The organism is Pseudonocardia sp. HH130629-09, from assembly GCF_001294645.1.
Classification (GTDB): domain Bacteria; phylum Actinomycetota; class Actinomycetes; order Mycobacteriales; family Pseudonocardiaceae; genus Pseudonocardia.
The window spans coordinates 177,251-189,866 of sequence record NZ_CP011869.1; the positions used below are offsets into that span (position 1 = coordinate 177,251).

General features: G+C 78.1%; 7 protein-coding genes and 1 pseudogene. 1 reads left to right on the top strand and 7 read right to left on the bottom strand.

Annotated features, from left to right (window positions below; genetic code table 11):
- Nucleotides 1–8 precede the first annotated feature (8 nt).
- Nucleotides 9–350 (top strand): annotated as a pseudogene (locus tag XF36_RS31065) (integrase core domain-containing protein); the annotation flags it as partial.
- Here XF36_RS31065 and XF36_RS29145 read toward each other — a convergent pair.
- The 7 genes from XF36_RS29145 to XF36_RS29175 are packed head-to-tail and all read right to left on the bottom strand — an operon-like array spanning nucleotide 313 to nucleotide 12,576.
- The gene (locus XF36_RS29145; RefSeq protein ID WP_060715151.1) at nucleotides 313–1,626 is read right to left on the bottom strand and encodes an MFS transporter; all 1,314 of its coding nucleotides are present in this window, start codon (nucleotides 1,624–1,626) and stop codon (nucleotides 313–315) included. The pseudogene XF36_RS31065 and the gene XF36_RS29145 overlap by 38 nt on opposite strands.
- Nucleotides 1,623–2,840 (bottom strand): cytochrome P450, encoded by a 1,218-nt coding sequence (locus XF36_RS29150; RefSeq protein WP_060715152.1) that lies wholly within the window; start codon nucleotides 2,838–2,840, stop codon nucleotides 1,623–1,625. Before XF36_RS29150 ends, XF36_RS29145 begins: the two co-directional genes overlap by 4 nt.
- On the bottom strand, nucleotides 2,837–3,841 hold the full coding sequence (locus XF36_RS29155) for a hypothetical protein (RefSeq protein WP_060715153.1): 1,005 nt from the start codon (nucleotides 3,839–3,841) through the stop codon (nucleotides 2,837–2,839). The genes XF36_RS29150 and XF36_RS29155 overlap by 4 nt, the downstream gene beginning before the upstream one ends.
- Nucleotides 3,838–5,325: an acyl-CoA reductase gene (locus tag XF36_RS29160; protein ID WP_064485719.1), complete on the bottom strand. Its 1,488-nt coding sequence runs from the start codon at nucleotides 5,323–5,325 to the stop codon at nucleotides 3,838–3,840. Before XF36_RS29160 ends, XF36_RS29155 begins: the two co-directional genes overlap by 4 nt.
- The gene (locus XF36_RS29165) at nucleotides 5,322–6,767 is read right to left on the bottom strand and encodes a hypothetical protein (RefSeq protein ID WP_060715154.1); all 1,446 of its coding nucleotides are present in this window, start codon (nucleotides 6,765–6,767) and stop codon (nucleotides 5,322–5,324) included. Before XF36_RS29165 ends, XF36_RS29160 begins: the two co-directional genes overlap by 4 nt.
- Entirely contained in the window at nucleotides 6,764–12,010 is a 5,247-nt protein-coding gene (locus XF36_RS29170) for a type I polyketide synthase (RefSeq protein WP_238589391.1), read from the bottom strand. The genes XF36_RS29165 and XF36_RS29170 overlap by 4 nt, the downstream gene beginning before the upstream one ends.
- Nucleotides 12,007–12,576 carry a cupin domain-containing protein gene (locus XF36_RS29175; RefSeq protein ID WP_060715155.1) on the bottom strand — a complete coding sequence of 190 codons (570 nt, stop codon included), beginning with the start codon at nucleotides 12,574–12,576 and terminating at the stop codon, nucleotides 12,007–12,009. The genes XF36_RS29170 and XF36_RS29175 overlap by 4 nt, the downstream gene beginning before the upstream one ends.
- Nucleotides 12,577–12,616: the final 40 nt, after the last annotated feature.

Below are 12,616 nucleotides of genomic sequence, written 5' to 3' on the forward strand. Positions count from 1 at the left end.
GGGATCATGCGGTCGCCTGGTTCGCCTGCCGCGGTGTCACGGTCAAACGCGTGCTCAGCGACAACTGCGGCTGCTACAAGTCTCATCTCTGGCGCGACACGTGTGCCGAGCTGGGCATCACCCCGAAAAAGACACGGCCCTACCGGCCGCAGACGAACGGGAAGATCGAGCGCTTCCACAGGACCCTGGCCGAGGGCTGGGCCTTCAAGAAGTTCTACAACTCCGAGTCAGCCCGACTCGCGGCTCTGCCAGCATGGGTCCACGACTACAACCACCACAGGCCCCACTTGGCAATCGGAAAGGCCACACCCATCACCAGGTTGAACAACCTGGCTGGGCATCACACCTAGCGGGACGCTCCCGGGCCCTCGGTCCGGGCAGGCTCGGGGCCCCCGCACCGGCGGGGCGGATGGCGAGGGCGAGGGCGGCCCCGGCGACGGCCGCCGCGGCGAGTACCCCGAACAGCGTCGCGGTCCCGAGACCGGCGGCCACGAGCAGCCCGACGGCGGCCGGCCCGGCGATGGTACCGACGCGCCCGACGCCGGTGCACCAGGCGATGCCCGCGCTGCGCACCCGGGCCGGGAACGTCGCCGCCGCCAGCCCGATCACCAGGATCTGGGTGCCGGTGGTCCCGAGCCCGACCACCGCGACCAGGGGCAGCAGCACCGGGGCGTCGGGCTGCAGCCCCACGACGGCCAGCGCGAGTGCCCCCACCGCGAAGCCGGCCGCGACGACGCGGCGCGGGCCGTACCGTTCCGCCAGCGGCGCGGCGCCGAGCGCACCCGCGATCGCGCCGCCGTTGAGCAGCAGCAGCGACAGCAGCGCGGCCCGGTCGTCGAACCCGGCCCGGCCCAGCAGCGCGGGCAGCCACGTCCCCAGCGCGAAGATCAGCAGCAGGCCGGTCGCGCTGACCAGGCCGAGCAGCACGGCCGCCGCGGCGGCGCCCCCGCCGAACAGCCCGGTGAACCCCGTCCCCCCGGCCGGGGTGCCGTCCCCGTCCGCGGCGTCGGCACCGGGTGGGGACCCTCCGTCGCGGGCCGCCCGCCACACCGGGGACTCGGGCAGCCGGGCCACGGCCAGCGGCAGCAGAGTGACCAGCGGCAGCGCCCCGATCGCGAACAGGCCGCGCCAGCCGAGGTGCTCCAGCAGCACGAGCGTCGCGAGGGTGCCGGCGACGCTGCCCAGCGGGATGCCGCAGTAGGCCAGCGTCGTGTGCAGCTGGCGGCGCCCGGGTGGCGCGGTCTCCGCGACCAGCGCCCCGGTGACGGCGACGACGATGCCGATCCCGATCCCGGTGACGAGCCGCCAGGTCCCGAACGAGGCCACCGTCGATGTCGTCGCCGTCACCGCCATCCCGATGGAGAACCAGGCGTACCCGGCGAGCAGCACCGGGCGCCGTCCCCAGCGGTCGGCCGCCGCGCCGGCGGCGAGCGCCCCGACGAGCACCCCGGTCAGCGACCACGCGGCGACGGCACCCGCGCCGGCCGGGTCGAGCGGGCCCAGCTCACCGGAGCGTAGGAGCACCGGCACGAGCGCGCCGTAGACGACGAGGTCGTAGCCGTCGAACACCAGACCGGTGGTGCCGAGCGCGAGCGTCCACCCGGGCCCGGCGCGCCGCGCGCTCACGCCGCCCCGAAGCGGACGGGCAGCGCGCCCAGGTTGAGGTGGCGGCCGTTGGCGTAGAACCGGTCGACCGGCCCGGTGAGCGTCATCGGCGGGGCCGCGACGATCTCGTCGAGGACGGCGACGAGCTGGCGGCGGCCCAGCTGGGCGCCCAGGCAGTAGTGGATGCCCTGGCCGAGCGACAGGTGCGCCGCCGCGCCGCGGTCGAGCCGGAACCGGTCGGGCTCGATGAACCGGTCGGGGTCGCGGTTGGCGGCGCCGACGGCGAGCACCACCCGCGCCCCGGCGGGCAGCTCGACCCCGGCCACGTCGACGGCGCGGGTGGTGACCCGGCTGCCGTGGTCGACCGGGGTGTCCAGGCGCAGCGTCTCGTCGACGGCGGCCCCGCGCAGCGCCGGGTCCGCGGCGAGCCGGGCGTGCAGGTCGTGGTCGCGGGCCAGGCGCAGCAGCAGGTGCCCGGCGGTGTTCATCGTCGTCTCGTGCCCGGCGATGGCGAACGCGACCAGCATGACCCGGAGGTCCTCGTCGGGCAGGGGGTGGCCGTCGACGCGCTCGCGGACCAGGGCGGCGAGGTAGCTGCCGTCGTCGTCGCGGCGTGCGCGGGCGATCTCGCCGTCGAGCAGGGCGGCGAACGCGGGCCAGAACCCGCCGCCGCGGGCCATCGTCGCCCAGGTGGTGCGGGTGAGCTGCAGGATGTCGGCGCGGGCCCGGGCGGAGAACCCGATGGTCTCGGCCAGCACCGCCAGCGGCAGGGTCGTGGTCAGCTCCGCGACGAGGTCGGCGCCACCGCGGGCGACCAGCGGCCGGACCGTGTCCGCCGCGAGCCCGGCGATCCGCGGTGCGACGGCGCGGACCGCGGAGGCCGCGAGCGCCGGGCGCATGAGCGCGCGGAACGCGGTGTGCTCGGGCGGGTCGTACTCCAGCGGCGCGAACCGCGGCTGGTCGGTGGCCCGGGGGAAGAACACGCCGTGGGCGGAGGAGAACGTCTCGTGGTCGCGCAGCGCGTCGAGGACGTGCGGGTAGCGGGCCAGCACCCACATGCCGCCGTGGGCCGCGGTGCGGACCGGCCCACCGGCGGCGCGCAGCCGGTCGTGCACCGCGCGGGCGACGTCCGGGGTGAACGCGGGGTCGTGGTGGTCGAACCGGTCGGTGAGGCGGGCGACGACGCCGTCGTCGTCGGTGCCGGTCGTGCCGGTCGCGGTGCTCCCCGCGCTCATGCGGTCCGCTCCGCGACGACGGCGGTCCAGGAGTACCCGCCGCCGCCGTTGAAGACCGCGGCGACCTCGCCGGGGGCGAGCATCGGGTGCAGGTCGGCGAGGTTCGCGAGCAGGTCCCCGGCACCGAGGTGGCCGGTGCGGCCGCCCAGGTCGACGACCTCGGCGGGGGTGATTCCGGCGAAGACGGGCTGGTAGATCTCGAACGCGAGCTGGCCGACCCGGGGCAGTGCGAGGTACCGCACCCGTGCGGGGTCGACGCCGGCGCGGCGCAGCGCGGTGGTGACGACCTCGCGCGCCCGGTCGGAGGCGGTCGCGGTGAACGCCTCGCGGGAGTGCCGGGCGAAGAACGCCTTTTTGGTGCGGGCGAGGTCGATCGTCGGGCCCTGCTCCTGGCGGGCGGTGCCGAACGGGTCGTCGCCGCGGTGCATGCCCTCCAGCTCGGGGGCCGAGGCGCTCGCGACGCCGCGGACCAGCCACGGGTCGCCCGGAGCCGGGTCCGCGGCGAGGAGCATCGCGGTGCCGGCGTCGGCGTGGACGAGCCCGCGGTCCGACCGCCACCGGTCGAACCCGGGCGGGCAGAACCGGTCGCCGGTGGTGACGAGCACCGTCGAGCCGGGGTCGAGCGCGAGCCGGCCCGCGGCCAGCTCCAGCGCGGCCGCACCGCCGTTGGACAGCTGCCGGACGCCGACCGGCAGCGCGGCCCGGGTGCCGACCCGGTCGGCGACGAAGTGCGGCGGCGACCAGAGGTCGTGGCCCTGGTAGGTGGTCCAGGCGTGCAGCAGCGTCCCGATCCGGGCCGGGTCGGCCCCGGCCGCGTCGAGGACCCGGCGGGCGGCGTGCGCAGCCAGGACCGGGCCGGGCAGCTCGGGTCCGGCGACGGGGACCGAGACGTAACCGGAGCGCTGCGCCTCGGCCTCGCCGATCCGGCCGTCGGCCAGCGCGTCGGCGAGGGTCTCGCGGGTGTCGGGCAGCCAGGTGCCGACCGCGCGGACGGCGATCATGCCGGGGCCTCCTGCCGGTCGGTGGGGCGGTCGGTGCGGTGCGGCGGGAAGACCAGGTCGAGGGGGTCGGTGCCGTCGGGGAGGTGCTCGTCGACGGCCCAGCGGACGAGCCGGCGGACGGGTTCGAACCCGTCCTGGGGCAGGGCCGGGTGGACGCTGACGGCGGCGCCGAGGTCGACGGTGCGCTGCACCCCGGCGCGGGGCAGCACCGCGCGCAGCGCGCGGCGCAGCGACGGCGGGTGGACGCCGACGGTCTGGGTACCGGCGTCGAGGAACCGGACGGCGTCGGCGGGGGAGTCGACCGGGACGATGTTCGCGACGCGGCCGGTGAGGGTGTCGGCGAACTCCACCGGTTCGTCGAGGTGGGAGACGATCACCGCGCCGGTCCCGTCGCCGTCGCCGATCACGGTGTGGAAGCCGCCGCCGGTGCGCAGCGCCCGCAGCCGGGCGCGCAGCTGCGGGTCGGGCCGCGCGGCGGCGGTGGAGACCTGCGGGGGCAGGGTCTGCAGGGCGGCGTGCACGCGGCGGCCGAGGTCCTCGGCGGCGGCGACGCCGTCGGGGCCGGTGCCGCAGGCGGCGTAGACGACCCGGGCGTTGACGCAGCCGACCTGGTTGAACGCGCCGACGTCGAGGGCGAGGCGGTGCGCGACGTCGTCGACGACGGCCGGGTCGAACGACTCCGGCCCTAGCACGGTCGCGCTGTTCTTCGGGTCGAAGGTGACCAGCTCCAGCCCCGGCCCGAGGTAGCCCAGCGCGTGGCGCACCGAGCCGGTGCCGCCCCAGGCGACGATCCGGTCGGCGACGGCCGGGTCGTACAGCCGGGCCTCCACCCCGGCGTCGCCGCCCTTCCAGTAGGCGACCGACACCGCGCGGGCCAGCGGGTGGTCCGGGTCGAGCTCGATCATCGTGCGGGCCAGCGCGACCATGGTCAGCGGGTCGTTCGACGGGGTCTTGACCACGGCCTCGCCGCGGGTCAGCCCGGTGCGGGCGACGGTCATCGCGGCGATCAGCGGGCTGTTGCCGGCGATCACGTGGACGGCCCGGACGCCGAAGGCGTGCACGGCCCCGACCCGGCCGTCGGCGCAGCGGGTCTCCGGCCAGCCGGTGAGGTGCTCGCGCCCGACGGCGTCGACGACCTCGGTGAGGGCCTCGCGGGTGAACAGCGCGGGTAGCAGCCGCAGGTTGGACCGCACCAGCTCGGGCGGCACGTCGGCGAGCCCCGCGGAGTGCCGGACGACGTCGCGCAGCAGCGGGTTGTCGTCCGGGTCCAGCCGCCGTCCGAACGCGACGAGGTGCTCGACGACGTCGTCGAGGTCCAGCGCGTCGAGGTCGGCGGACAGGCGGGCGTCGCGGCGGGCCAGGTCGGGCAGCACCGCGTACGGGTCGGTGGTGGCGAATCCGGTACCGGCGCGGCCGTCGGCGGTCACCCAGGGCCCCTCGACGACCTCGCCGCCCACCACGGCCGGGAGCCGCAGCGCGCTCACCGGTCCCCACCCCGCGCGGTGAGGTGTTCCAGCGCGCCGCGGTGGGCCCGGTCGGTCGCCGCGCAGTTGATCTTGTCGGGGTCACCGGCCTCGGTGAGCCGGACGATGCCGTCGTGCACCTGCGGGGTGCCGCGCCCGCAGGCGCACCGGTCGTAGGTGACGGTGACCCGGTCCTCGGAGCGGAACCCGCCCCAGTGGGTGCGGGCTAGCAGGTCGACGAACGCGCCGCGCCCGGTGTGGGTGCCGCGCCGCGGGGCGGGCTCGTCGGTGACCGGGTCGAGGACGTAGGCGACCGTCCACGGTTCGAGGTGGTAGCGGCCCTCGGCGCACATCGGGTGCAGCGCGGTGGTCTCGGTCATTGCGTAGATGTGGCGCAGGCGGTCGGCGCCGGTGAAGCGGCGGACGTGGTCCTGCCAGTCGTCGGGCATGTGCGCACCCTTGGTCCCGCCGCCGGGCTCGACGGCGGAGTCGGGCGCGAACACCCCGGTCAGGCCCCGGTCGAGGCCGGCCGTAGCCAGCCCGTGCAGGGTGTTCCAGGTGTTCATGAGGTAGACGCGGCGGCCGCGCAGCTCGTCGGCGAGGCGGGCGGTGAACCCGGGCAGCGCGGCGTCGGACTCGCGGCGCAGCTGCTCGAACTCGTCGCGGCGGGCGAGCAGGTCCGGGTCGGTGAGCGCGTCGTCGGGGGTCTCGCCGCGGGCGCGGGCGGCGGCGAGGCGGCCGGCGAGCAGCATGACGTCGGCGCTCATCCGGCCCGGGTGCATCGCGTACACGCCGTCCTCGCCGCCGGCGACGTGGTCGGCGAGGGCGTCGACGCAGCGCATGATGCCGCTGCGGCCGTGGCGGACCATGGGCCACACCACGGGGACCGGGGCGCCGTCGTGGCCGTCGGCGCGGCGGACCCGGGCGCCGACGACGGCGAACATCGCGTCGACCTCGGCGTGGGTGTGCGGGACGAACGACATCGTCCCCGAGGTCACCGACGAGTGCTGGACCCGCAGGTCGGTGCGGTCGTCGAGGTCGGAGAGCCAATCGTCCACGTTCCCGGCGACGGCCGGGTCGGCGCCGGCGAGGTCGACGGTCGTGAGCCGGCCCAGCCAGCGGGTGAGGTGGTCGAAGCGCTTCCGGTGCAGCAGCGCGGCCGGGTAGGACTTATAGACCTCCGGGGAGAACAGCAGCGGGACCGCGGCGTCGAGGTCGGGCAGGTCGTCGACGCCGGTCTCCTCGACCATCGCGGTGAGCACGTCGAGGCGGCCGTGCAGGGCGGCGAACCGCTCCCGCAGCGCGGCGAGCTGCAGGTCGGCCAGCTCGCCCGGGTCGAACCGGTGCAGCGCGGTGTAGTCGCCGCCGGCCCAGTCGAGCGGGTGGTCGGCGAACCGGCGCGCCGAGGTGGGGGCCGGTGCGGTCCCGGTCGGTGCCGTCCCGGTGGGTGTCGTGGCGGTCATGCGGGTCCTCCGGCTTCGGCCGTGGCGGTCGCGGCCTCGTCGGTGTCGGCGGGAGTGCCGTCGGCGGTGCTGTCGACGGCGAGCCGCCCGGCGAGGTGGGCGGCGACCGCGTCGGCCGTCGGGTGGTTCCACAGCAGCGTCGGCGCGAGCGCGAGCCCGGTGGCGCGTTCCAGGCGCAGCCGCAGCATCGAGCCCATGAGCGAGTCGACGCCGAGCTCGCCGAGGGCGGCGTCGCCGGGCACCGCGTCGGCGCCCAGTACGGCCGCGGCTGTGTCGCGGACGGTGTCGCGCAGGGCCCGCCGCAGCTCCGGGCCGCTCAGCGCGGCCCAGTCGGCGTCGCCGCCGGCGTCGTCGTCGGGTGGCGGGGCGAGCCCGTCGAGCAGCGACGGCCGCGGTCCGGTGTGGTCGGTGCGCACCGGCAGCGCGAGCACCGGCCCGGGGCCGAGGGCGGCGCGGTCGTCGAGGACCCGGTCGAGGACGGCCAGCGCCCGCTCCGGCGTGAGGTCGGCGGAGCCCCGCGCGTCGAGCTCGACGTCGGTGGCGGCCGCCGAGCGGGCCATGCCGAGCCCCCGCCACGACGTCCACGCGATGCTGGCGCAGCCCCGGTCCCCGGCGCCGCGGCGGCGGGCGGCCAGCCCGTCGAGCGCCCCGTTCGCGGCGGCGTAGGCGGCCTGGCCGGGCAGCCCGAGCAGCGGGCCGGCCGAGGAGAACAGCACCAGGAAGTCCAGCTCCCCGGGCGGGAACAGCGCGTCCAGCGCCGCGGCCCCGGCGACCTTGGCGTGCACGGTGGTGCGCACGTCGTCGTCGGTGAGGTCCAGGGCCGGGGCGCTGCGCACGGCGCCCGCGGCGTGCACGACGCCGCGGACCGGGGGCAGGGCGAGCGCGTCGAGCGCGTCGCGCACGGCGGTGTCATCGGTGACGTCGGCGGCGACCGGGAACACCGCGGCCCCGGCGGCCTCGACGTCCAGGACGGCGCGGACCCGCGGATCGGCCGGGTCCCAGGCCTCGCGCGGGGGCAGCGCGGTCCGGCCGAGCAGCACGATCCGGCGCGCGCCGCGTTCGGCGAGGTGCTCAGCGACCACGGCCCCGACCGCGCCGGTGCCGCCGGTGACCAGGTAGGTCCCGTCCGGGCGCAGTGCCGGTGCCGGGTCGTCGGCGCGCGGGGCCGGGACGGCGCGCGGGGCGCGCAGGCCGCCGGGGGTGACCGCGAGCACGGGCTCGCCGGCGTGGCCGCCGTCGGCTCCGGCGGCGGCGTCGTGGCGGGTGGTGAGCAGGTGGCGCAGCGCGGGGGCGGCGGCGCGGGCCCCGTCGTCGTCGGCCGGGAGGTCTAGCAGTCCGCCGACGACGTCGGGGTGCTCGGTCGCGAGGACGCGGGCGACCCCGGCGGCCGCCGCCGTGCTCGGCCCGGGCGCGTCGTGCAGGCCCCGGGTGACGAGGTGCAGGGTGACCGCGACGCCCCCGTCGGCGCCGGTGGGGCCGCCGCTGCGGACCGCGCGGTGGAGCACGTCGCGCACGGTGGTGACCGCGGCCGCGGGGTCGTCCGGGGCCGCGACCAGCAGCTGCGGCGCGCTCCCGTCGACCTCCAGGCCGAGCAGCGCGGCGAGCTCCGCGGCGCCGGGCCCGTCGGCGACGGCGACGCGCGGCCCGGACGCGGGCGCACCCGCCGCACGACCGCCGCCGGCGGCACCGCCGGGGGTCGGGGGACCGCCGGGGGTCGGGGTGTCGGCCGGCTCCAGGTCGGTCCAGCGCACGCCGAACGCGGTCTCGGCGAGCTCCGGGCGGCCGGCTCCCCGCGGCTCGGCGTAGCGGATCCCGTCCAGGCGCCCGAGCAGGGCGTCGCCGTCGCCGCGCAGCTCCACGTCGACGGTCAGCGGGCGGTCCGGGTCGAGGGCGGCCACGACCCGGGCCCGGTCGGCGCGGGTCGCGGCGTCGACGTCGAGCTCCACCCGGTCCAGCGCGGCGGGCATGCGCAGCGCCGCGGGCCCGTCGAACACCACCGACGCGGCGGACAGGGCGGCGTCGAGCAGCGCGGCCGGGCCGCGGCGGCGCAGGACGCCGTCGGGGTCGGCGGCGACGTCGGCGACCAGCACGCCGTCGCCGCGGCGCAGCTTCTCCACCCGCCACGGGAAGCCCATGGCGGCCACGCCCAGCTCGGCGAGCCGCTCGACGACCGCGCCCGGGTCAGCGGGCTCGGCCGCGGCGTCGGCGTCGAGCCGCGCGGGCGTCGCGGGCCCGCGGTCCGCGCGCGACTCCGAGTGCAGCGACCAGCGGCCCCCGGGTTCGCGGGACAGCAGCCGCAGCGCGTCGCCGTCGCGGACGACCTGCAGCGCGCGCCGCGGCCCGTCCTCCGCCGGCACGACGACGGGCCAGTGCAGCGCGACCCCGGTCAGCGCGGCGGTGCCGGCGGCGTGCAGGTGGCTGAGCAGGGTCACCGCGGCCGGGACGATCTCCACCCCGAGCACGGGGTGGCGGCCCGGGTAGGGGCGGGTGCGCTCGTCGAGGGTGGTGGCGTGCACGGTGACGCCGGTGCCGGGCACCTCGACGGGCGCGCCGAGCAGCGTATGCGCCGGGGCCGGCGGCGCGACGGGCGGGTGCTCGACCCGGTACGGGCGGTGCCGCCACGCGACACCGGGCAGCCGGGCCCGCCGCCCGTCGGGGACCCGTGGGCCGGTGCGGACACCGCGGCACCACAGGGTCGCCGCGGCGGCGGCCAGCGCCGCGACCTCGGGCCGGTGGCGGCGCAAGCTCGCGACGACGGTGCCGTCCTCGACCCCGGCCGCGGCGAGGGTCTCGGCGGCCGAGTGCGCGACGACCGGGTGCGCGGAGACCTCCAGGAACACCCGGTGCCCGTCCTCGGCGGCGGCGGTGACGGCGTCGGCGAACCGGACCGGGTTGCGCAGGTTCTCGGCCCAGTAGGCGGCGTCCTGGGGGTGGTCGCCGCGCGGGTCGTCCAGCGCGGTGGTGTAGCGGGTGACGGCGGGGGCGCGCGGTGCGAGGTCGGCGACGGCCCCGGCGAGCTCGGCGGCCAGGGGGGCCATCTGCGCGGTGTGGAAGGCGACGTCGGAGTCGACGCGGCGCACGGTGCGCCCGGCCCCCTCCCAGCGGGCGGCGGCCGCGGCGACGGCGCCGGGGTCCCCCGCGATGACGGTGGAGGCGGGCGAGGCGGCGATCGCGGCCTCGGCGCCGGGGTGGGCGGCCAGGTCGGCGGCGCAGTCGTCGAAGGCCAGGTCGACCAGCACCATCGCGCCGTGCCCGGCGGCCCGGGTGAGCAGCGCGGAGCGGCGGCACACCAGCCGTGCCGCCTCGGGCTCGGTCAGCACCCCGGCGGTGGCCGCGGCGGCGATCTCGCCGACGGAGTGCCCGAGGACGGCGGCCGGGCGCAGCCCGCGGGCGCGCCACGACGCGGCCAGCCCGAGCTGGACCGCGCACAGCGTCGCCTGGATGCGGTCGACGCCGCCGAGGTCGTCGGCCTCGATCACCTCGCGCGGGGTCACGCCCAGCTCGTCGCGGTAGACGGGCGCGAGCCGGTCGACGACGGTGGTGAAGTCCGGGTCGGTGTCGAGCAGCCCGCGGCCCATCCCGGCCCACTGCTGGCCGTGCCCGGAGAACACCCATACCGCGTCGGGGCGGGGCCCGGCGACGCTGGTGGCCAGGGACGGGTCGGCGGTGCCGCCGGCGAGCGCGCGCAGCCCGGTCAGCAGGCCGTCGCGGTCGCCCGCGGTGACGACGGCCCGGTGGCGCAGGGCGGCGCGGCCGTGGTGCAGGGTGCGGGCGACGTCGCCGAGGTCCGGTCCGGGCGTCGCGGCGACGGCGACCGCGAGCCGCCGGGCCTGCTCGGCCAGCGCCTCGGGCGAGGCCGCGGACAGCGGGAACGCGGTGTCGACGGCGACCCCGGCGGGCGGGGCGCCGGGTGCCCCGGGGGCCTGCGCGGGGGCCTCCTCGAGGACGAGGTGGGCGATGGTGCCGCCGTAGCCGTAGCTGGCGACCCCGGCGCGGCGCGGGTGCCCGGAGGGTGCGGGCCAGTCGGCCGGCGCGGTGGCGGGGGTGAGCCCGGCGGCGGCCCAGCCGACGTCGTCGCGCGGGACGACCGGGCCGGGCAGCGCCGGGACGTGGGCGTGCCGCAGCACCTGGACGGCGGCGATCAGCCCGGCGACGCCCGCCGCGGCCTCGGTGTGGCCGACGTTCGCCTTCACCGACCCGACCCGGCAGCCGGGCAGGTCGGTGCCCCGGCCCAGCACCGCGCACAGCGCGCCGGCCTCGACCGGGTCGCCGGTGGGGGTGCCGGTGCCGTGCGCCTCGACGTAGCCGACCGTGGCCGGGTCGACCCCGGCCGCCCGGTACGCGACGCGCAACAGGTCGGCCTGCGAGGCACCGCTCGGGGCCATGATCCCCTCGGTGCGCCCGTCCTGGCGGACCGCGCCGCCGCGGATCACGGCGAGGACCTCGTCGCCGTCGGCGCGGGCGTCGTCGAGCCGTTTGAGGACGACGACGCCGCAGCCCTCGCCGCGGCCGTAGCCGTCGGCGCCGGCGTCGAACGGGGTGCTGCGCCCGTCCGGGCCGAGCGCGCCGGCCTGCCCGAGGACGGCCGTCAGCCCGGGACCGGACATGACCATCACGCCACCGGCGAGCGCGAGCCGGGTCTCCCCGGCGCCCAGCGCGGCGCAGGCCTGGTGGATCGCGACCAGCGACGACGAGCACGCGGTGTCCACCGCGACGCTGGGTCCGCGCAGGTCCAGGGCGTGCGAGATCCGGTTCGGCACCCCGCACAGCGAGGCACCGATGCCCGTCCAGGCGCGCACCCGGGGGAGGTCCTCGACGAGGCGGCGGCCGTAGTCGTCGGTACCGACGCCCAGGTGCACGGCGGTGTCGGTCCCGGCCAGCGACGACGGGTCGATGCGCGCGTCCTCGAGCGCCTCCCAGGCGACCTCCAGCGCGATCCGCTGCTGCGGGTCGAGCTGCTCGGCCTCGCGGCCCGGGACGCCGAAGAAGGCGGCGTCGAAGCCGTGCACGTCGTCGTCGAGGAACGAGCCGCGGGCGAGCACGCCGTCGAGCGCGGCGGCGTGCTCGCGGGAGTGCTCGCGGTAGGGGCGCCAGCGGTCGTCGGGGACCTCGCCGACTGTGGTGCGGCCCGCGGTGAGCAGCGCCCACAGGTCGTCGGCGGAGCCGACCCCGCCGGCGTAGCGGGCGCCGATCCCGACGACGGCGGCCGGCGCCGTGCCCGGTGTCCCGGCGGCCGGGTTCACCCGGCCATCCCGGAACAGGTGGCACACGGGCAGTGCGGGCAGCCGCGCTCGTGCAGCCGCGCCGGCATCTCGGCCGCGATCGCGCAGATCATGCAGGTCAGGTCGCCGTCCGGGGCGAGGATCTCCTCGAACGGGACCGGCGCCATCCGGTCCTCGGCGTCGATCTGCTTGTGCGGGGACCCGACGGCGAGGATGACGTGGTCGGTGATCGACCCGACGGCGTGCGGGACCTCGCCCTCGACGAGGAACGTCTGCCCGGCGCGGGTCTCGTGGACCCGCCCGCCGTAGGTGATCGTCCCGATCCCGGCGACGACGGTCAGCACGTGGTGGCCCGGGTGGGTGTGCGGCTGGAACCCGCTGCCCGCGGGGAGCCGGATGAGGTCGGCGCCGATGGAGCCGATCGTCGCCAGCTCGCGGCCCGACGCGTCGGCGGTGCCGTGCAGCCCGACGGGCAGCGGCCCGTGGTCGACGGTCAGCTCGGTGCGGTGGTCGCCGACGCCCGCGTCGGCCCAGGTCACGATCTCGAGGTCGGTGCCGGTGTCAGGCCGGGTGGAGGCGTGGGTCACGGGTGCAGCCCTTCGGTCGGGAGGGGTCGGATGCGGTGGG